General features: G+C 47.0%; 20 protein-coding genes. 12 read left to right on the top strand and 8 right to left on the bottom strand.

Annotation, left to right across the window (positions count from 1 at the left end; all coding sequences use genetic code 11):
* Positions 1–14: 14 nt before the first annotated feature.
* From UF06_RS10435 to UF06_RS10445, 3 genes are all read left to right on the top strand, one after another.
* Positions 15–581, top strand: a complete 567-nt coding sequence (locus UF06_RS10435) for an XRE family transcriptional regulator (protein WP_045570403.1) — start codon at positions 15–17, stop codon at positions 579–581.
* A gap of 489 nt (positions 582–1070) precedes the next feature.
* Positions 1071–2486: an AAA family ATPase gene (locus UF06_RS10440; RefSeq protein ID WP_045570404.1), complete on the top strand. Its 1416-nt coding sequence runs from the start codon at positions 1071–1073 to the stop codon at positions 2484–2486.
* A gap of 1 nt (position 2487) precedes the next feature.
* Positions 2488–3093, top strand: coding sequence for a hypothetical protein (locus UF06_RS10445; RefSeq protein WP_045570405.1), 606 nt, complete (start codon positions 2488–2490; stop codon positions 3091–3093).
* A gap of 360 nt (positions 3094–3453) precedes the next feature.
* Here UF06_RS10445 and UF06_RS10450 read toward each other — a convergent pair whose 3' ends face one another.
* Together UF06_RS10450 and UF06_RS10455 are read right to left on the bottom strand one after the other, a co-directional pair.
* On the bottom strand, positions 3454–4647 hold the full coding sequence (locus UF06_RS10450) for an acetate/propionate family kinase (protein WP_045570406.1): 1194 nt from the start codon (positions 4645–4647) through the stop codon (positions 3454–3456).
* Positions 4648–5024: 377 nt separating this feature from the next.
* Complete coding sequence (locus UF06_RS10455) at positions 5025–6950, bottom strand: DEAD/DEAH box helicase (protein WP_045570407.1); 1926 nt, start codon at positions 6948–6950, stop codon at positions 5025–5027.
* A gap of 381 nt (positions 6951–7331) precedes the next feature.
* On the opposite strand from UF06_RS10455, the gene rnb reads away from it, so the two are divergent.
* Positions 7332–9329, top strand: a complete 1998-nt coding sequence (rnb, locus tag UF06_RS10460) for an exoribonuclease II (protein WP_045570408.1) — start codon at positions 7332–7334, stop codon at positions 9327–9329.
* Between the two features lie 138 nt (positions 9330–9467).
* Positions 9468–10274, top strand: coding sequence for an AraC family transcriptional regulator (locus UF06_RS10465; RefSeq protein ID WP_045570409.1), 807 nt, complete (start codon positions 9468–9470; stop codon positions 10272–10274).
* 23 nt (positions 10275–10297) lie between these two features.
* Here UF06_RS10465 and UF06_RS10470 read toward each other — a convergent pair whose 3' ends face one another.
* Entirely contained in the window at positions 10298–10648 is a 351-nt protein-coding gene (locus tag UF06_RS10470; RefSeq protein ID WP_045570410.1) for a DUF3024 domain-containing protein, read from the bottom strand.
* Between the two features lie 171 nt (positions 10649–10819).
* Between UF06_RS10470 and UF06_RS10475 the strand changes: the two genes are divergently transcribed.
* On the top strand, positions 10820–11644 hold the full coding sequence (locus UF06_RS10475) for a phosphate ABC transporter substrate-binding protein (RefSeq protein WP_045570411.1): 825 nt from the start codon (positions 10820–10822) through the stop codon (positions 11642–11644).
* Positions 11645–11712: 68 nt separating this feature from the next.
* Here the strand turns inward: UF06_RS10475 and aroG are convergent, their stop codons facing one another.
* Positions 11713–12765 carry a 3-deoxy-7-phosphoheptulonate synthase AroG gene (gene aroG, locus UF06_RS10480; protein WP_045570412.1) on the bottom strand — a complete coding sequence of 351 codons (1053 nt, stop codon included), beginning with the start codon at positions 12763–12765 and terminating at the stop codon, positions 11713–11715.
* Positions 12766–13187: 422 nt separating this feature from the next.
* Between aroG and UF06_RS10485 the strand changes: the two genes are divergently transcribed.
* Positions 13188–14273, top strand: a complete 1086-nt coding sequence (locus UF06_RS10485) for an OmpA family protein (RefSeq protein ID WP_045570413.1) — start codon at positions 13188–13190, stop codon at positions 14271–14273.
* Positions 14274–14528: 255 nt separating this feature from the next.
* Entirely contained in the window at positions 14529–16229 is a 1701-nt protein-coding gene (locus tag UF06_RS10490) for a phospho-sugar mutase (protein WP_045570414.1), read from the top strand.
* Between the two features lie 35 nt (positions 16230–16264).
* On the opposite strand, the gene UF06_RS10495 is transcribed toward UF06_RS10490, so the two are convergent.
* Complete coding sequence (locus UF06_RS10495; protein ID WP_045570415.1) at positions 16265–16708, bottom strand: GNAT family N-acetyltransferase; 444 nt, start codon at positions 16706–16708, stop codon at positions 16265–16267.
* Between the two features lie 67 nt (positions 16709–16775).
* A complete protein-coding gene (locus tag UF06_RS10500; RefSeq protein ID WP_045570416.1) occupies positions 16776–17408 on the bottom strand; it encodes a LysE family translocator in 633 nt (210 codons plus the stop codon).
* Between the two features lie 234 nt (positions 17409–17642).
* Here UF06_RS10500 and UF06_RS10505 point away from each other — a divergent pair, with 234 nt between their 5' ends.
* The 3 genes from UF06_RS10505 to UF06_RS10515 all read left to right on the top strand — a co-directional run bounded on the left by UF06_RS10505 (position 17643) and on the right by UF06_RS10515 (position 19600).
* A complete protein-coding gene (locus tag UF06_RS10505) occupies positions 17643–18488 on the top strand; it encodes an AraC family transcriptional regulator (RefSeq protein ID WP_045570417.1) in 846 nt (281 codons plus the stop codon).
* An 84-nt stretch (positions 18489–18572) separates the two neighbouring features.
* A complete protein-coding gene (locus UF06_RS10510; RefSeq protein ID WP_045570418.1) occupies positions 18573–19289 on the top strand; it encodes an AzlC family ABC transporter permease in 717 nt (238 codons plus the stop codon).
* Positions 19286–19600 (top strand): AzlD domain-containing protein, encoded by a 315-nt coding sequence (locus UF06_RS10515; protein WP_039427885.1) that lies wholly within the window; start codon positions 19286–19288, stop codon positions 19598–19600. Before UF06_RS10510 ends, UF06_RS10515 begins: the two co-directional genes overlap by 4 nt.
* Here UF06_RS10515 and UF06_RS10520 read toward each other — a convergent pair.
* Positions 19597–20211 carry a fumarylacetoacetate hydrolase family protein gene (locus UF06_RS10520; protein ID WP_045570419.1) on the bottom strand — a complete coding sequence of 205 codons (615 nt, stop codon included), beginning with the start codon at positions 20209–20211 and terminating at the stop codon, positions 19597–19599. The two genes, UF06_RS10515 and UF06_RS10520, sit on opposite strands and share 4 nt — an antisense overlap.
* A gap of 102 nt (positions 20212–20313) precedes the next feature.
* A complete protein-coding gene (locus UF06_RS10525) occupies positions 20314–20772 on the bottom strand; it encodes a MarR family transcriptional regulator (protein ID WP_045570420.1) in 459 nt (152 codons plus the stop codon).
* 105 nt (positions 20773–20877) lie between these two features.
* Here UF06_RS10525 and UF06_RS10530 point away from each other — a divergent pair, with 105 nt between their 5' ends.
* Positions 20878–21300 carry an organic hydroperoxide resistance protein gene (locus UF06_RS10530; RefSeq protein WP_045570421.1) on the top strand — a complete coding sequence of 141 codons (423 nt, stop codon included), beginning with the start codon at positions 20878–20880 and terminating at the stop codon, positions 21298–21300.
* Positions 21301–21484 lie beyond the last annotated feature (184 nt).

Here is a 21484-nt window from a genome sequence, read left to right on the forward strand (position 1 = left end):
TTTGTTGAAAAAATATGCAAACAGAAATCAAAGTCGGCGATAACTTAAAACGCCTTCGGCAAGAAAAAGGTTGGAGTTTAGATAAAGCCGCGCAAGCAACTGGCGTAAGTAAAGCCATGCTTGGGCAAATAGAACGCGGTGAATCGAGCCCGACCGTCGCGAAACTGTGGCAGATCGCCTCAGGATTTGATGTGTCGTTTTCCAGTTTTATCTCCATGAGTTCGAACCATGAACTCACCAATCTTTTCAGAGATGCAAACGAGCTAAGGCGCGAGGAATACAATGCTGGCTTCTTTGTCAGCTTGTTGTTTCCGTTTGAGCCAGCGCTGGGGTTTGAGGTATTCGAGCTCACCTTAGCGCCCAGCTATCAGCACGAGTCTGAACCGCACAATCTTGGTGTGACCGAGCACATTCTATGTATTGCTGGCGAAATGGCGGTCCTGTTTGATGGCGAATGGCACACATTGCGCCCGGGGCAAGCGGTGCGCTTTAATGCCAACCAAGCTCATGGCTACAAAAACATAGGAGAGACGAATGCCGTGTTCCACGACATTATTCACTACTCAGGAAGAAAGGTATAAGCCGCAACCGCATTGAGCAGATGTCCCGCTCAACTAGAGAAAAAGCGAGCTCCGGACTCGCATCTCTTTCCCTGATGTTAAACTCGATAAGATTACAGTAGCTCAACCGATTGCCGGACAATCGCGAATTCTTCGTTGGTTGGGCGGCGATTAGTATCGCTTCTGTTTGGACAGAAGTGATTCAGCGGTTCTATTACTTTTGCAAAAGAAAAATTAACTCAAATATGGAAAATATTGATAGGCACGGTCAGTTATATCGTGCTATTCGGCATACAAGGTATTGATCAACTTGCGAGCGTTGTGAAGCAGAAGATACTAAAAACATCGACACACTAAAACTTAAAGAAGACTCACAACGTTTGTCGTTTTAGGTTCAATATCGTCTTGTATTTAAAGTACAATACGTTCAGGTAGGTAGCATTCCTGGCCACTTAACGCTGTGTAATGTATCATGGCAACAATTTCAGCTTAGATAGTTAGAGAGTATCAATGGAATTTTATATCAACAAATTGGGTAAGATCGATAAAGCAACCATAGAGTTGAAAGATCTAACTATCATTTGTGGGCCTAATAGTTCTTCAAAGACTTGGCTTTCATACTCTATTTATCATCATTTAACTAGCTTACGTCAGCCAAGATGGGATCCTATGGACTTCCCTTCTGCTTCTGCTTCAACCTTCTTAAATGAAGGAGACACCGAGTTTAGTGTTAAATCAGCTAAATTTCGTGAGTATTTAAACGCTCTTGTTGCCGAATTAATTAATAAGAGTAATAAAAAAATTCACTTAACCTTCAACAGTTACCCAGACACATTTAGGGCATCGAGTATCACATCAGAGGTTTCAGAAGACTATATTGATGAAATGATTAGTGCCATTCTAGAAATGAGTTATAACATTGGTTTATCGGGTGAAAAATTACGATTAATGACTAAAGAAGGCGATGAGCATTTCTACCTAATTAGTGATGATATTGTAGAAGATAACACAGGAGAGGGATCTGATCTTTCTATAACTTCGATTGTTAATATTCTTTTACGCCATATTATTAGCATTAATATCGGTGTTATGGAATCCGTACTCAGACCTTTTGTTATTACATCAGAGCGTGTTGGTAGCCTAGTGTTTCAAAAGGATATAGATGGAACAACTTTAACGATAAAAGACAAGATCGAAGAGCTTTTGGAAGCAACTGACTCACACGAAGTAGAGGGGGTTTTACGAGAAATATCAAGTCTCACTTTCGGACATAGGGCCAACTTAGCCGTTCCTGTTCGAAAAAACCTAATTGCAGTTCGAAATGCAGAAAAAGAACTGAAGAAAAAAAGTTATTTAGCTATTGAACACAAATATGTTTCGGATGCTCTTCTAGAAATAGTAAAAGGGAAATTTTCTGTAGAGTCAGGTAACTTAGTTTTCTCAGCCAATGATAACAGTCATCAATTACCAATAACAATTACTTCATCTTCAATCAAGTCACTATTCATGATTGATTTGTATGTTAACTCACTTGCTCAAAAAGGTGATGTCCTATTAATTGACGAACCAGAACTCAACTTACATCCTGATAACCAAAGGTTGATGGCGAAAGTTTTAGCGAGAATTGCAAACTCTGGAATTAAAGTAATTATTACAACACACAGCGATTATTTGATTCGAGAAATTAATAACGCAGTAATGCTAAGCCATGATCTACCTAGCAAAAGTTCAATTATGACGCAACACAACATGATTGAAGAAGATCTTTTAAAGAAAGAGCAAATTAGTGCTTATAGCGTTAACTCGGAAGGTCGAGTGACTCCAATGGATGTGATGGCTTCTGGCATAGATACTAAAATATTTGACGAAATTATAATCAATGCAAATAAGCTTCAAGAAGAACTTTATGATGAGTTAGGAGTATAATGTGCCTAAATCTTGTCTACAAAAGATTCTAATTAAGGAATGCTCATTTAGAGATTTTGACCCCCCATCATTAAGGGGACATAGATGTATAAAAATAAAAGAAACTGACCCATCTGCAAAGCTCAAAGAGGTTATTTTAAAAGATCTTGGTGAGAATGATATTTGCCTTACGTTTGATGTAGGTAGCGGAGATATTGCAAAATACTCTCCACTTCTTAACGACTATACAAAAGATGACGGTTATACCTACAATAAACGTTGTGACTTCATAATTATTCGTATATTAGGTTCAATCTGTTATGTTTACTTTGGAGACTTAAAATCAGAAGTTCCCAAGCGTGAGGCTGTCTTTAAACAATTACAAGCAAGCAAACTATTTTTTGATTATATTAAGAGTATCATCATGCTAGAACATCCTGAACTTGACATATTAGAGAACTATATTGCGAAATATGTTTGTTACCATAAAAAAACGGATCGGACAGTACGAGCTCCTATTCGTTCTGTAGCTCAACGAAAAAGCCTTCCCAAATCTGATGCTCTCAAGTTTTATCCATTAGAAGTTGACGCAAGCGGGAAAGCTACTGCAAGCTTCAATTCTATATAATAAGCTTTAAATGTGGTAGTTCGTAATCTATAGCAATAAATTAATTTCTCTATCGGCACTTTGTACTTGTCAAACAAAAAATAAGAAAAACGAGGTCAGACCTTGTCTTTTAATAATTATTGTCTTTGTACTTCAAACGCTAAATGATTATATAAATTCTGACTTAGGGTGTGGCGCATTTTGGGACACAACCAAGCCAACCCTAACCCCACTAACTTAGGGCAAAAAATGAATTGCAGAAGTCGATGTAATGGGTAAGCGGTGTGTCGCCATGCACATCCTTCGCAATGGTCTACCCAACATAGCGAGTAAAAAAAGCGAGCACCAAGCTCGCTTTTAACTATCTGTTTTTGTTATTAATTACAGCAATTCAACCGATTGCTGGGCGATCACGAATTCCTCGTTGGTTGGCACCACCAACGCTACTGCGTTGAGTAGTTCTGATTTGGCAATCACGCCAGCCTTGCCAAAACGAGCCTCTTCGTTGCCTTTTTCATCTTCGACAAAACCAAGCAGTTTGAGGTTTTGCAGAATCTCGCGGCGGATCGGCAGTGAGTTTTCACCAATGCCACCAGTGAAAATAATGCCATCAAAAGAATCAAGCGCAGCCAGATAAGAGGCAATATACTTCGCGACGCGGTAGGTAAACACTTGGAATGCCAATGTGGCCCCTTCGTGGCCCTGCTCCATCGCCTCTAAAATGCCACGAGCGTCGCTGGTTAGGCCGGACACACCCAAGAAGCCAGACGCTTTGTTGAGTGAGTTAAACACTTTCTCTTGCGACCAGCCTTTCTTCAGCAGGTATTCGATTATCCCAGGGTCCAAATCGCCGCAGCGTGTGCCCATCATCAGGCCAGACAATGGGGTAAAGCCCATTGAGGTATCCACCGATTTTCCGTTGTTAATCGCGCAAACAGAAGCACCATTGCCAAGGTGCACAGAAATGAAACTCGACGCTTCGACCGGCTTATTGAGCATCTTGGCCGCTTCACGGCTAACGAAATAGTGGCTGGTGCCGTGGAAGCCGTAACGACGGATCCCAAAGTCAGTGTACAGCTCGCTCGCAATCGCGCCAGTGAAAGCACGTTTAGGCATAGTTTGGTGGAACGCGGTATCAAACACCGCAAATTGCGGCAACGCTGGGAAGGCTTCCATCGCGGCACGAATACCAATCGCACCCGCCGGATTGTGCAACGGCGCAAGATCGGCCAATTTTTCGATCTCAGCCGTGACTTCTTCGTTGATCCGCACTGTCTTAGTGAACTTCTCACCGCCATGGACGATACGGTGGCCGACGGCGACGATATCTTGCGTAAGGCCTAATTCTTCAGTCAAACCAACCAACTTGCCAATAGCAAGTTTATGGTGGTTTCCTTCCCCTTCAATGGCAATTTCCGTTTTCTCGCCAGCGTATTTCCAGCTCATGCGAGCGTCTGCCAAGCCAAAGCACTCACCCAATCCACTCAACACCGCATTACCGCAGACCGAGTCGATAACGGCAAATTTGAGAGAAGAACTACCTGAGTTGATCACTAGTACGAACGAATTAGACATGGAGTATGTTTCCTGTTGTGGAGCGGGAGCTGGGTACAACGCATTTGCGCGGTTCTCTTAATCTACAGGTCATTATTCAATAATTTTTTAATCTTTCAACTATCTTTTAGTTAAAACGGCTTAAACGCTGATTTTTTGTTGATCTTGAACAGGTTTTGATTTTATTAGAGGCGTAAAAAATATAAAGGGCGGAATCAGAAATGCATAACATCGCAGCAAGAAATGAATTGATTGATAGAAAAGGCAGAGAGATGAATGGCCACTTTATGCTTAAGCATTTCGGGGCGGTGCTGCAACTTGCCGACAAAGAGGCCGACTACAGACGAAAAAACGCACAGACGAAAAAAAACCGGGTCGAAACCCGGTTTTCTACAATCTTATGCTTCTTCGCGACGACTACTGCTGTTACTGTTGCTGCGGCTATGGCCACGTTCACCACGATAGTTACCACGATGATCACCACCACGGTTACGGTCAAAGCGACGCTCACCTTCACGGCTAGCACGGAAACCGCCTTCACGACGAGCACCGCCTTCGCGACCGCCTTCGCGCTGACCACGGTAGCCACCTTCACGGCGTGCACCACCTTCACGACGAGCGCGTGGCTCACCGAAATCTTCGAAATCACACACTACCGCGCCGACTTCTTTCTGGCGGATGCGCAGCTTACGAAGTTTGCTGGCTGCTTGTGTGCTCATCGCTTTTGGCAGCTGAACAAAGGTATGCTCTTGCGCTAGTTTGATCGCGCCAATAGAACCTTTACCTAGGCCAAGTTCGTTTGCGATTGCGCCAACGATGTCTTTAACCTGAACGCCTTGATCACGACCAACTTGCAACTGGTAAGTATCCCAATCTTGGTTGTTGAAGCTCTCACGACGGCCTTCACGACCGCCCTCACGACCTTCACGACCGCCCTCACGACCACCTTCGCGGCGATCTTTACGGCGTTGTTTTTCGCGTTCAACGGCTTCAACCATTGGGTCTTCGCCAACGTAAAACAGCGGGCGTTTACCTTGCTGACGTTTGAGCAGAATCGCAGCCAATACTGAAGAATCGATTTCTAGCGTTTCTTCTAGCTTTTCAACCAGTTCAGCAAACTTGTCTAGCGCTTTGTGCTCCGTTTCTGCTGCCAGTTCAGCGGCCAGCTTGTTCAGGCGAGCCGTTGCAACTTGATCGCGCAGTGGCAATTGGATCTCTTCCATCGAAGATTTCGTCACTCGCTCAATGGTGCGTAGCATGCGGATCTGGTTAGTACGAACCAACAGGATCGCTTTACCTTGACGTCCAGCACGACCAGTACGGCCGATACGGTGGATGTATGATTCCACATCGAACGGGATGTCGTAGTTAAATACGTGCGTAATACGAGGAACGTCAAGACCACGTGCCACAACGTCAGTTGCAACAAGGATGTCGATCACACCTTGTTTAATGTGATCAACAGTGCGCTCACGCAGAGACTGAGGAATGTCACCGTGTAGCGCCGCTGCTTTGAAGCCACGCGCGCTTAGCCAATCCGCCAGACGCTCGGTATCTTGACGAGTACGAACGAATACGATCGACGCATCGGTCTCTTCAGTTTCAAGCAGACGAGACATTGCTTCGTCTTTCTCTACGCCTTTTACGACCCAGAATTGCTGAGCAACTTTGTCAACCGTGTGGTTTTTACCCGCAACGTCAACCGTGACTGGCTCACGCAGGAAACGCTCAACAATGTTTTTCAGCATTGGAGGCATCGTTGCCGAGAAAAGGACACGCTGCGCACTGGATGGTGCGTGTTCCATGATTTCGGTCACGTCATCAACGAAACCCATATTTAGCATTTCGTCTGCTTCGTCAAGAACGAAAGTGTGAACTTCACTTAGGTCAAGACGCTCACGGTTAATCAGGTCTTGAACACGACCTGGTGTACCCACGATGACGTGAGCACCATTTTTCAGTGCGCGCATTTGATCAACGATAGAAGCACCACCGTAGATCTCGAGAACTTTCAGTCCCTTGATGTTTTGGCCGAGATTTTTCATCTCTGCAGCAACTTGGATAGCCAACTCACGAGTTGGTGCTAGCACGATAGCTTGTGGCTTACGTTGTGCTAGGTCCAGTTTGTTTAGCAGAGGAAGAGAAAACGCAGCGGTTTTACCTGTACCTGTTTGTGCTTTGCCTAACGCATCTACGCCCTGAAGTAGATGTGGGATAGCGGCTGCTTGGATTGGTGTTGGAGAAACAAAGCCCATTCCTTCTAGAGCAGAAAGGATAGAATCATTCAGTTCTAAATCACTGAATTGAATAACAGAATCTTGCATGGGGATCCTACTGTATTTAATGTAAAAATGGGTCCCACAAGCTCTTCTCATTCGATACTGATTCATCCGGTTTTAGCTTCCTTTTGCAGGAAACAGCACAGTACAAAAACGCTACAAGCCATTGGGGACGACTTAAGGGACGCGGATTATTCCTTAAAAGCATAAAAAAAGCCAGAAAAAATTGAATTTCATCACAAATATTTCTTAGCAGTGGTAGAATCGGACCGCCTAATCCCTTCAGCCCAAGTAAATACAAGGGCTGAGCTCAATCATTTATTGGTCAAATTGTAGATGATGGACGGTGAAATAGCCTGTTTTTGGTAGTAATAAAGCCGTGCAATGATTATAGTGTGCCCAATTCAAAACATAAGCTAAGAAAAGATGTTTCAAGATAACCCACTACTCGCCCAACTTAAGCAGCAAATTCAAGAAAATCTGCCTAAGAAAGAGGGAACCATCAAGGCAACCGAAAAAGGTTTCGGTTTTCTCGAAGTCGACAGCAAAACCAGTTTCTTCATCCCACCGGCTTACATGAAAAAATGTATGCACGGTGACAAAGTGATTGCCATCATCCGCACGGAAAACGAACGTGAAGTTGCAGAACCTCAAGAGCTGGTGGAACAATCTCTCAATCGCTTTATTGGCCGCATCAAAATGTTCAAGGGCAAGCTCAACGTCGCTCCTGATCATCCGCAACTGAAAAAAATGTCACTGAAAGCCAAAGTGAAAAAAGGGCTGAAAAGTGATGACTTCGCCGAAGGCGATTGGGTCGTTGCACACCTTGTGCGTCACCCTCTGAAAGATGAAAACGGCTTCTTTGTTGAAATCTCAGAAAAAATCACTGATGCCAATGACAAAATCGCCCCGTGGTGGGTTACGTTGGCCGAAAATGATCTGCCTAATTCTGAGCCTGCGGGTATTGAACACTGGGAAATCAAAGACGATGCGGATCTGCAACGCATCGACATGACGCACGTGCCGTTTGTCACGATTGATGGCGAGTCGACCAAAGATATGGACGATGCCTTGTATGCGAAGAAAAACGCCGCAGGGGATTTTGAGCTAACCATCGCAATCGCTGACCCAACTGCGTACATTACGCCAGACGATGAGATGGACAAAGTCGCGCGCGAACGGGGTTTCACTATTTATCTGCCCGGACGCAACATTCCGATGTTGCCACGCGATCTGGCCGATGAATTGTGCTCGTTGATCGAAGGTGAAATTCGCCCTGCCCTTTGCTGCACGGTTACCGTGTCAAAAGATGGCGTGATCGGCGATGACATTCGTTTCTTTGCTGCCAATATTAAATCGCATGCTCGTCTGGCCTACGACAACGTCTCTAATTGGTTAGAAAGCGGCGTATCGGAAAAATGGCAACCAAGTGAAGCGATCGCAACCATCGTTCGTGACTTGTACGACTTCTCTCTGGCACGCGCACAGTGGCGTGAAAAACACGCGGTCGTCTTCCCAGACAGACCGGATTACCGTTTCGAACTCAGCGAAGATAACGATGTGATCGCGATTCATGCCGACTCTCGCCGCAGCGCCAACCGTTTGGTTGAAGAGTCGATGATCACCGCCAACATCTGTGCAGGTAAAACCTTGCAAGCGCACTTTGGTACGGGCGTATTCAACTGCCATTCTGGCTTCAAAGCAGAAAAACTGGCTGATGCGGTTGAACTGGTTAATCCAGACGGCACCTTACCTTTCACCAGCGAATCGTTAGCCACTTTGCAAGGCTTTGCTGCCCTGCGTCGCTGGTTATGTCAGCAAGAGAGCACTTACCTCGACAACCGTATTCGCAAGTTCCAAACCTACAGTGAAGTGAGCAACCAACCACTGCCTCACTACGCTATGGGGCTAGATATTTACGCAACTTGGACCTCTCCTATCCGTAAGTATGGCGATATGATCAACCACCGTATGCTTAAAGCACTGATCCTCAATAAAGAGCCCGTGCAAAAGCCCGATGAAACGGTGGGTGACGAGTTGGCTCTGCATCGTAAACATCACAAGATTGCTGAGCGTAATGTCGCGGACTGGCTCTACGCGCGCACCTTGGCCGACGAGCCGGCGAAAGAGACTCGCTTCCATGCGGAAATCTTTGACATCAACCGCGCGGGAATGCGTGTTCGTTTGATAGAGAATGGCGCGGCGGCCTTCATTCCAGGTGCACTGATTGTCGATAATAGAGAGCGCATTGAGTGCAATGGTGATGCGGGCACAATCTCCATCGATAAGGAGCTGGTTTACAAACTGGGTGATGTGTTGGAAGTGGTCCTTACCGAAGTCAACCAAGAAAACCGCAGTTTGGTCGCCAAACCAACCGCCGTGTTTGCCGAATTGCCAGTCGCTGAAGCGATACAAGGCGAATAAATGATAACAAGCGCTCAATTTGGGCGCTTTTTATTTTCCCTAATCCCAGTAAAATCATCTCGAAGAGCAAAAACGATTGAAGGGCACGAATCCAGCTGTCCATTCAGTGATTAACGACCAAACAGCGATTTCGATTTTATGCCAGCAATAGAACTTCTAACCTTTACTCACTTCGCGCCGCGTAAGCAAGAGCGCTACCCTACGGCGCAAAATGGTCTGTTTTGTGTCGAGAAAGGGAAATTGCAGCTTCATCCACAAGCTGGAGAAGCGTGTTTACTGGGGGAAGGCGAGTTTGCCTTTTATCATTCTGATCAATTTAAAGAAGCGTTGGCACAGCCCGGAGAGCAAGGCTTTTCCGCTGTAGTACTGATTTTCTCCCCAGCCCTGCTGCAAAAATTTCGCAATAGCTATCCACTCGCCAGCGCAACCACCAGCCAAAGTGAATCACTGACTAAGTTTGGCGCAACCGCCCCAGCTCTCCAACAGTTGAAACACCTGCTGATCGAGTCCATATCGCGCAAAAGCCCTCAACTGGCTCAGGAACATTTGGCGCTGGCACTCTTGAGTTTGATGGTTGAAGCTCAGCCTCAACTGCTGGGCTCTATCTTCGCGGCGACTCAGTTTAGTGAAACACAAAAGATCATTTGCTATATTGAAGAGAACATCGATCACGAGATCTCGTTAGAATCGCTGGCACAGCATATGGGCATGTCCATCGCAACATTAAAACGCCGTTTAGCTGCAGAAGAGATGTCTTTTTCACAACTGCTGAAAATCAAACGTATTAGTTATGCGACCAACCAACTGCGCAACAGCCACAAATCCATCACTGAGATTGCGATGGATTCAGGCTTTAAAAGCGCAGCCCATTTCAGCACCGCTTTTAAAGCGCTTCAGCATATGACACCCAAAGAGTTTCGCGCCAAGGTTTCTGGGAAATCGTGATTAAACAGAAGGTTTGAAAGGGGTTACCAAAAGCAGCCAGCCGGATCGTGTTCTATCTCATGGAGAATATCCTCAAGATGCGCACTTTGCGTTAAAGCCGAATACGGTTCCCAATAGTAATTTTCGCCATCAAATCGAGCGATAAAAAACAGCCAATATTGCTGCGCTTGATCAAAAAGAATTTTGGCTACAGGAGAGGTGTACTCACTGTGTCGGGAGTCCAGAAGATAGCTCGCTTTGTGCAGCTCAACCCCAGTTTCAAGAGGCACATACAGACATTTGCCAAGCTCCACTGGCACATTGGCGTTACGTTTGGTACACAACTCTTCAACTTCTTTATAGAGACGATTGGTGGCTATTTGCGTGACTGACATGGTTTTCTCCCGCGCCCAATACGAGTAATGAGTATACGCAAACTCTACGCTTATCTCACAAGAAAACCAGTCTGTGACCATGCTTTCACAGGATATGCCAGCCCTTTCACAAAAGTGTAACCTGAACGAAATATCATAAGCGGCTAAAATACGCTTATATTGGAGTACCTTATGATTCGCTTAGCGGTCTCTACCTTTTTGGCTTTTGCCCTATCCTTTCCATCCGCTTACGCCAAAGAGCTCAATATTTCAGGTTCAACCTCTGTCGCACGCGTGATGGATGTGTTGGCTGAAGAATTCAACAAAACTCATACTGAAACCTTTGTCGCCGTACAAGGCATCGGTTCCACTGCGGGCATCACCATGGTCAACAAAGGGGTGGTGAAACTGGGTATGAGCTCACGCTACCTTAGTGAAATGGAGAAAGGTGAAGATCTGAATGTCGATTTGATTGCTTATGACGGTTTGGCGCTGGTCGTCAATATCGCTAATCCGATTGATAACCTAACACAGCAACAAATCTTCGATATTTATCAAGGTAAGCTGACCAACTGGAAACAAGTGGGCGGTGAAGATAAACGAATTGCCGCAGTAACCCGTGAAGCCTCATCAGGTTCACGTTACAGCTTCGAGAGCCTTCTCGGCCTGACTAAAATCATCAAAGATCGTTTAGTCTCCGATATCAGCACCAGCAATCTTGTGGTGAACAGCAACAGCATGGTGAAAACCATCGTCAACCACAACCCACAAGCGATCGGTTTCGTCTCTTTAGGGTCGGTCGATCGCTCGGTAAAAGCCATTACCATCGACGGTATTGACGCGAATGCGAAAAACATCGCCTCCAATCGCTATCTTTTGTCACGGCCATTTTTGATTGTGTACAAAAGCGATAACTTGGATCAATCGGCGAAAGAATTTATCCGCTTTATCAAGTCCGAACGAGGCCAAGCGATTATTCAAGAGTACGGTTACATTCCGGCAAAAGAGCATGATTGACCGATAACCTAAGACTATAAAGGCCTGCGATTGCAGGCCTTCTTAATAGCACTTGGCGGGTTAATGACTTACTTCGCGCGGCGTGCGGACACGGCATCGGCCAACTGACGTAGAACGTTTTCGGTATCTTGCCAGCCGATACACGCATCGGTGATTGACTGACCGTAAGTCGGCGCTTTGCCATCCACCAGATCTTGACGTCCTTCGACCAGGTGCGACTCGATCATCACGCCGAAGATCGCATCTTCACCACTGGCAAGCTGCTCAGACACATCATCGGCCACCAGCATTTGGCGCTTAAACTGCTTCGAGCTGTTTGCGTGGCTGAAGTCAATCATCACTTTTTGTGGAAGACCAGCAGCGGCCAGTTCCTCTTTCACCGCAGCAACGTGTGATGCACTGTAGTTTGGCTCTTTTCCACCGCGTAAAATGATGTGGCAATCTGGGTTACCTGCCGTTTCAACAATCGCAGAATGGCCGTATTTGGTTACCGAAAGGAAATGGTGCGAAGCACTCGCCGAACGAATCGCATCACTGGCGATTTTGATATTGCCGTCGGTGCCATTTTTGAAACCAACCGGGCAAGAGAGACCTGACGCCAACTCGCGGTGCACCTGAGATTCTGTTGTACGCGCACCAATCGCGCCCCAGCTGATCAAATCAGCGACGTATTGCGGGGTGATCATGTCTAAGAATTCGCTGGCTGTAGGTAGCCCCATGTCCGTAAGATCCAACAACAACTTGCGCCCCATACGCAGGCCGTCGTTCAGCTTAAAGGTATCATCTAGGTATGGGTCGTTAATAAGGCCTTTCCAGCCAACCGTCGTACGTGGTTTTTCAAAATAGACACGCATCACGATTTCCAGTTTATCGCTCAGCTCATCACGCAGTGCTTTGAGTTTCTTACCGTACTCCACCGCGGCGACAGGATCGTGAATCGAACATGGGCCGACAATCACCAGCAGACGGTCATCATCGCCGTTCAAAATATTGTGAATCGCATTGCGAGATTCAAAAGTGGTCGAAGACGCGGTTTCAGTGGCCGGATACTTCTCTAGAACCGCCACAGGTGGTAACAGTTCTTTGACTCGATTTATTCTTACATCATCAGTTTGAAACATTGCGTACTTCTTCCTATTCACTCTTTTCTGGCTGCAATCGCAGAAGGAACGGATCCTCTGCACAGCCCGTTTTTTCTGGGTATGGGGTAACTTATCGGCTTAAAACGGAGACTGCAATCATTTTTTTTAGCAAAAGGCAAACTTTTCAATAATTTTACGCTTTACATTGATTGTAAATATTTAATTACACCCATTAGGAGTACGCTTCTGTGCAATGATCAAGTAAGACAAAACAGAGATTTCCATTCGTCCCATATATGAGACACATCACATAATTTCACATTCTCACATGGGGTTTGCAACATTTTGTCACTAGAATGAAGCGACTTGGCTCTCTTGCGTTGACAACGTTGTCATCACGTTTAATGACAAGTTAATCAAGTTCCCCATACCGTCTTAGCCTGAGAACAGAAGGAATAATTATGAAAAAATTAGCTATCACTATTTCCGCCGTGCTAGCTAGCAGTGGTTTTTTCTCAGCTACCGCTACAGCCGCCCTCTCTGATGTATACGTGGGTGGTAAACTTGGCTATGTTGCTCTTGAGGATGCCTGCTACGCATCCAGCCCTTGTGATTACAAATCCTTTGGTTTAGGGGCTTACTCTGGCTACAACTTTACCGACAACATCGCTGCCGAAGTGGGCATTGATATGTTGGGTAAATTTGAAACCACGTTTTCAGATTGGCGCTATGTCAAAGACCGTCTCTCGGCAATTTCTGTTGCGCCAAAGCTCAACTTGCCTGTCAATGAAAAGCTCGATGCCTTTGCTAAGCTAGGTGCGGCCTACATGCGCTTTGGTGATGAGAATGACATTGTCGCCACAGGCTCACTGGGTCTTGAATACCAATTGTCAGAAACGCTAAAAGCGCGCGCTGAATATCAACGCTTCCAAGATATGAGTGACGATATCGTGCAAGACATGGACACCAACGTGTTCAGTTTGGGTATCACTTACCTGTTTGGCCAATCAAGTGCAGCGACCGTTGCCACCAGCGAACCAGTGGTAGAGCCACGCCCTGTCGAACAAGAGCAACCTGCCGTTGTAGAACCCGTTGCTCAAACTCAGCCAGAGGAAGTGGTTCAGGAAGTGAAAGAAGAAGTGAAGCCTGAGCCAAAACCAGAATGGGTGACTAAATTCACTAATCAGAAGTACAACCAAGAGCTGTTTGCAACCGGAAGTTCAACACTTTCTGCTGGTGGCAAAAAATCGTTAGATCCTCTTTTGGAAGTATTACTTGCTTACCCAACCGCGAACGCGGAAATTGTCGGTCACACTGATTCAACCGGTTCAGAGACAGTGAACCAACGCATTTCGGAGAAACGCGCTCAAGCGGTGGCAGATTATCTCATCCAGGGTGGCGTGAAAGCAGAGCAACTGACCGTGGTCGGTGCGGGTGAATCAAGCCCTATTGCTTCAAACGACACGGCCGAAGGGCGCGCGCAAAACCGCCGTGTAGAAGTCATGATTCCAAGCTTTGAATATCAAGAGCTTAAAAAAACAAACTAAGGTGCACTGAGCCTTAACAGTCTAAGGGGAGCGAATCGCTCCCCTTGTTTTCTCTCTCTACCTTATTCCCTCCACATCCTTTTATGCAGATTGCTGATATCTCATTGATATCACTTTCGTAGCAGAAGCTTTGGCAGAAGTTGACTATCTTTACATCAACGCGTTTTTTGTTCACAACTAAACGATTGGCTTCAAAGAAATGATAGTTGTTATCATTTAGATTAATTCCAAGCAAGATGCATAAGGAACAAAACAATGAACAAAGAGATCACTGCCTGGCTAGCCCGAGATCCTGATCCAATCAGTAAAGCTGAGTTACAAACCCTTATTGATAACCACCGAGATGAAGAACTGGCCGATCGATTTCGCGGCCGACTCGAATTTGGCACCGCTGGCCTACGTGGCAAAGTTGGCGCAGGGCCAAATCGTATGAACCGTTTAGTCATTCAAGAAACGGCCGCCGGGCTTGGTCACTACCTGATGCAAACCATAGACAATGCGCAATCGCGTGGCGTCGTGATCGGCTATGATGGCCGCACCGATTCCAAACAATTTGCCCACGATACCGCAGCGGTGTTGAGTGCGCTGGGGTTTAGAGTCTACCTCACTTATAAAGTCGCCCCGACTCCTGTGGTCGCCTATGGGGTGAAACATTTCCACGCGGCGGCGGCCGTGGTCGTGACAGCGAGCCACAACCCACCCGAGTACAATGGCTTCAAGGTATATTGGGAAAACGGCGCGCAAATCATTCCCCCGCATGATGCAGGCATTGCCACGCAAATCGACCTTGCCTCGGCATGCCCAATTCCTTACCAAGCGTTAGAACAAGCCGAACACAATGGTTCATTGATATGGCTGACCGAAGAGTATTACCAAAGCTATCGTGAAACCATGAATAACCATCCGCTGCTGGAGAAAAGCGCGCCCAATAACCTTGTACTGGCTTACACCGCTATGCACGGCGTTGGCGCAGAAATGGCCGAAACGCTGCTTCGAGACGCAGGATTTACCGAAGTACACAGCGTTGCCGAGCAACGTGAACCAGACGGCACATTCCCGACGGTAAACTTCCCCAACCCAGAAGAGGCTGGAGCGATGGATCGGGTGATCGAATTAGCCACATCGGTCAATGCCGAGATTGCGTGCGCCAACGACCCAGACGCAGACCGTTTTGCCGTTGCCGCAAGACGAAGCGATGGTCGCTACCAGATGCTCAGTGGCGACCAAGTCGGCGCGTTGTTTGCGGACTATCTGCTTAGTCGCAGCGATGCGAGTAAACAGTTGGTTGGCAATACCATAGTGTCATCTCGCCTGTTGTCTGCCATCGCCAAACATCATGGCGCGAGCTACTACCAAACGCTAACTGGTTTCAAATGGCTGACTAACGTAGCAATGAATCTGCAAAGCGAAGACCAACAGTTTCTTTTTGCTTATGAAGAAGCGCTGGGATACACAATCGGCAACAAAGTTTGGGATAAAGACGGCTTATCTGCGCTCGTGGCATTTGCCCAGCTCACCGCCAGATTAAGCGCACAACACAGGACCATCTGGGATAAGTTGGAAAGCCTCTATCGTCAACATGGTTTCTATTGCAATGCGCAGCGCAGTATCGCCCTCTCACCCGATTCACCGCCGATTGGCGACAAACTTAGAGCACTACCGCCCAAAACGATTGGCGGGCAGAAGGTCGTCGTGACTGAAGATCTCAAAGCGTCTTTGCGTTTTGTCTCGGGTGGCATCACAGAGGCAATCAATCTGCCTGCCAGTGATGTACTTATCTATCATCTGGAAGATCAATCGCGAGTGATTGTGCGCCCTTCAGGCACGGAGCCAAAGCTGAAGTGCTATTACGAAGTGATTGGTGATTTCCCGGCTGAAATGGATTATTCCACCGCGCAGCGTCATACCGAAGAGAAAATGAACGCTCTTATCAACGCGCATCAAGCAAGCCTGTAACCTGATCGTTACACGCCAAGCAGAAGCTTGGCGTGTTAACCATTCCCGTATTCAGGTTGAATACGTTTTTGCAGAAAATACTTACTAATGCCTTCTGCTGGAAATCCGCGATATTCACCCACTTTTTCAAAACCCAGTTTGAGGTAAAAACCCAGAGCTTGAAAACTGAATGTGTCGAGATAAAGATCCGTTATCCCTTTGGGTTTGACTTCCGCTTCTAAACGTTGCATCAGCTGTGTGCCAAGACCGCCCTTGCGATGGTTTTCATCCAGCCAGAGAAATTCGACAAACACCGTGTTAGCAAATAAGTTGCCTGTCAAACCGCCGACCATTTTGCCCTCTTCATCGCGCACAAAGCAGCCAATTCGTGTTACTTCACCTGAAGGTAAATGCTGCAAGTTATAGGCACGAATGCCGCTACGAATCGTTTCAAAATCGTCCGGCTGGAGATCAAAAGTGAATTCCGTTGTCATCGTCATGGTGACGCGCTCCTCTGGCTAAGAAAAAGCCAGCAGTCGCTGGCTTTAGAAATGATGCTAAACCCTATCACGAGTTGAAATTGGATAACATCCAAAGAGATAAGAAAACAAACACCAGCCCCATGAGCTTGTGTTGATAGAGGCGAAAGGCATCGCTTTCTAGCAAGCGCTTACCCAGCGTTCCAGCTAATACCACCAAACCGAGATTGAACAGTAAACCCAGTAAATTGAGCAGCAACCCCAAAGCCAGCATCTGCTCGCCAGTACTGGCGCTGATGTTGGCCGACACGAACTGTGGCAAAAACATCACAAAGAAAACGAGCGCTTTCGGATTGAGTAAATTACTCATTAAAGCGCGCTGATAGTAAGTGGCCGCCATCGCTTTGCTATCGCGGTTTTTCGGTGCCTGCGCAGGGGTGCTCTTGAGGCAATCCCAACCCATTTTCAGTAAATAGGCACCACCGAGCAGATGCAGCGCTTTTAAGGCAAGTGGACTCATGGCAATTAAAGCCGACACGCCCATCGCCGCAAGCAGAGTAAGAATCATGCCAGAGGTCGCATTCCCCAAGCTGGCAAAAAGACCCACTCTTTTCCCGTAACTCATGCTTGAGCTGGCGATCAACAACATATCAGGGCCAGGCAGCAGTAGCAGAGCAATGACCGCCGTCAGGTAAACAGGCAATATAGCGAAATCGATCATTTGTTTAGTGAATCGTTGTCAACAAAGCGGCGGATTCTATCTTAAGCCATGCCAGCAAGCCATATTTACGGCTGATTATTTAATTTAAAGCCAACTATATGACTAATAAATATCCGAAGGTCGGAGAATCAAACCAATTTGCTCACAGTGATATCATCCAGAGCAATTTTGTACAAAAATGGCGTTTCGAACTCGGGTAGACTGAATGAAGATGCTGTTGCGAATCACCACACGATGAAAAATGATAATAAAGAAATCGCCCATTTTCAGATTGCCGCCGAACTCGGAGGCTTAGAAATGCTCGATGCCAAGTACGAGAAACAGAATTTTTCTCGACACAGCCACGAAGGCTACACCATTGGTGTGATTGAGAAAGGCGCGCAACGATTTTTTCGCACCGGTGGAAACCACATCGCGCCGCAAGACAGCATTATTCTGGTCAATGCCGATGAAGTGCATAACGGCCATTCTGCTACCGAAGGGGGCTGGGAGTACAAAGCGATGTATCCGGTGCCGGAGCAGTTTGCCAGACTGAGTGACGAGCTCAATTCGCCCAACTTAGCGCAGCCTTACTTCCCGCAACCCGTTGTGTACGATCCTGAATTAGCGATGCAACTACGGCTGGTGTTTGACACTTTAGCCAATTCAGACAATCGGTTACTGCGTGAAACATTGGTGTACGGCACCTTGATCAAACTGGCTGCCAAACACAGCAGTGTACGCCAGCCGCTACGAACGCCTGCCTCTGCTCAGCGCCAGCTCTCGCTGGTTAAAGAGTTTCTTGATGATTTCCCACAAGCCGATGTCTCTTTGGAAGAACTGGCGAAACTTGGTGGCATCAGCCCGTTTCACTTGGTGCGGGAGTTTCAAAAAAACTACGGTTTTCCACCACACGCCTATCAGATCCAGCAGCGTTTGCGCCTCGCCAAGCGGTTATTAAGAGGCGGGCAGCGCATCTTGGACGTGGCGCAAGAGTGCGGTTTTCATGACCAAAGCCATTTCCACCGTCATTTTAAAAAAGCCATGGGCGTGACGCCGGGGCAGTATGTCAAGCATTTGGATCGCTTGGCAAATGGCTAGCCGTCGCATCTTCTCTCAGCAAAAAAATACAACACTTTGCCCATACGTCTCGCTAAAGTGAGAAAAAACAGCAAAGAGTACACTATGGATATCAGTTTGACCTCACAACAACACGACTCACAAGCGAGACGATTCTGGCAAGGCACGATTGCCATGATGCCACTGAGTATCGCCGTTCTCCCTTGGGGGCTGCTTGCCGGCTCCTTCGCCATTGATTCAGGGTTGCATCCTTTTGAAGGACAAGCCCTGTCGGCGATTTTATTCGCCGGCTCGGCGCAACTGGTCGCAATGGGCATGATCAAAGCGGGCGCAGGGCTGACGACCATGCTGCTCACCACCTTTTTCATCACCTCTCGCCACTTTCTCTACAGCGTGTCGATGCGCAGCAAGGTATCTCCTTTGCCGCTAAGGTGGCGTTTGTCACTGGGTTTCTTGCTAACCGATGAGCTGTTTGCCCTCGTTGGGCATCAAAGCGAAAAGCAGTTTGATCGCTGGTACGCTCTGGGGGCAGGGCTTAGTTTTTATCTCTTTTGGAATCTCGCGACCTTTGCCGGCATTTTGGCGGGCAGCTTCCTACCTCAGCTCAATGAACTGGGTTTAGAATTTGCCGTCGCCGCCACCTTTATTGCCATCGTCGTCCCCGGGATCAAAAATCTGCCGGTCTTGCTCAGCGTCGTAACGGCCCTGCTGCTTTCGGTGGCATTGCACTTTTTTAAGGTCGAAGGCGCTTTGATGATTGCCAGTATCGGCGCGATGGCTGCTGGCTATTTAGCCGAAGAGCTTGGAGGTAAAAAACGATGATTTTATTGACTATTCTAGCCATGACAGCGTTAGTGTTTGCCAGCCGCTATCTGTTTCTCGAACCCAATCTGCCTTTGAAATTAGGCCAGCGTACGCAGCGCTTTTTGAGCTACGCCAGCCCAGCGGTTTTAACCGCCATCTGGGCTCCGATTGTCTTCTCCCCCGAGGGAGAGCTTCATTTGTCGCCGCAAAATCCGTACATTTTAGCCGCGCTGCTGGCGGCCTTCATCGCTTGGAAAAGCAAGAACGTGCTGCTGACGACTGTCGTCAGTATGGCGGTATTTCTGCTGCTAAAGCTGCTGGTGTTCTAGCTCGCCAGCCATTCGATTTCGATCAACGTATGCTCACCACATTTAAGGCGGCCCAAGAAAACGTCGCCTTTGTGTACCACTCCGACACCTTGCGGCGTTCCGGTCATGACGATGTCGCCATCTTGTAATGTCACATAGCCTTTCAGTTCGGCCAAGATGGCCTTTGGAGAGTAGAGCATCTGATTGACATGCCCTTTTTGCACTCGGACGCAGTTGATAAATAGCTCAAGGTTGAGATCGCCGACATCCAATCCGGCAAGTGAAACAAAACGGCTCATAACCGCGGAACCATCGAACGCTTTCGCCCGCTCCCACGGCAGCCCTTTCCCTTTCAAATAACTTTGCATCTCTCGCTTAGTGAGATCCAAACCGATACCAACGCCCGTATATTGGCCATCTTCCACCACAAAACAGATCTCAGCTTCATAGTGTAACGGCTCTTGATGGAATGAACTCAGGGAGGGAGTGACCGAAGTAGCTGGCTTGTGAAATAAAACCATCTGTTCAGGCAGCGCGTTATCTAACTCTTTAATGTGTTCGAGATAATTTCGCCCGACACAGAGCACTTTACTTGGCTGCAACTTTTTGTTTCCTAAATAGATAGGATGCATTTTTCTTCCCTGAATAAACTCAAAAAAAGGATTCTAAACCAGCCACTGATAAAGTGCTCAGAATTCAATCACAGAATGAAAGAAAATGAGATCGGCTCTCCATTAGCCCAGTTGGCCAATAACTCGCTCACACAACGTTTTCAAGGTGAGCAATTCGTCCAAAGAGAGATCAAACTTGCATTGCATCTCAAGCGGAATCGACAACGCCTGCTGTTTCAAAGCCTGCCCCGTATCGGTCAAGTAGAGCTCTCGAACTCTTTCATCATCCTTACCGCGACGCCGCTCTACGATGCCTTTGCTCTCCAAGCGTTTGAGTAGCGGCGTTAGGGTGCCCGAATCGAGATACAACTTTGCGCCGAGATCTTTCACGTTGATGCCGTTTTGCTGCCAGAGCACTAACATCACCAAGTATTGAGAATAGGTGAGATCGAGCTTCTCAAGTAACGGACGGTAAGCTCGAATGACGGCATTCGCAGCGCTGTAAAGCGAAAAACAGATCTGATTTTCCAGCAAAATGGCATCTTCTGCACCGCTCTGGCAAGTGGGGTTGGACTGAGACATAGAATCATCCTTTAAATAAATTGCGCACAATATACTTGCAAACAACTCAGGGATCGATATAAGATTGCAAGCAATTAAATTGCACACAATCAAAAGGAAAAGACGATGACAACACTGTATCAAACTACCGCAACCGCTTCTGCAGGCCGTAATGGCGTGGTCAGTACCGACGACAAGCTACTGGAACTGAACTTAAGCTATCCAAAAGAGATGGGCGGTAACGGAACGGCCACCAACCCAGAACAACTTTTTGCAGCAGGTTATGCCGCCTGTTTTTCTAATGCTATCTTACACGTCGCGCGCGAAGGCAAAGTGGCATTGAAACACGCTCCGGTAACGGCAACGGTTGGCATTGGTCCAAATGATCGCGGTGGATTTGCCTTAACAGTGGCTTTGAACACTACACTTGACTTACCTCAACAAGAGGCCAATCAATTGGTTAGCCTTGCTCATCAAGTGTGCCCATACTCCAATGCCGTGCGTGGTAACATTGATGTGAAAGTGATCGTTAACAATCAGCCACTTTAACTAAATCGGCCAGCATTTCTGCTGGCCGCATCTTCTTCGGTGAATCACCGCTTTACTTCTGCAAGCCTCTTTTTCTTCTTTTGCTCAGTGTCCCGTATAAAAACCAATCAATTCATAGATTTGAAATATATTCACAACCGAATTGTCATCAATCAGCCATCGATTGTTCATTTTCAACCCGTAC

The organism is Vibrio sp. S234-5 (genome assembly GCF_000960595.1).
Taxonomy (GTDB): Bacteria; Pseudomonadota; Gammaproteobacteria; order Enterobacterales; family Vibrionaceae; genus Vibrio.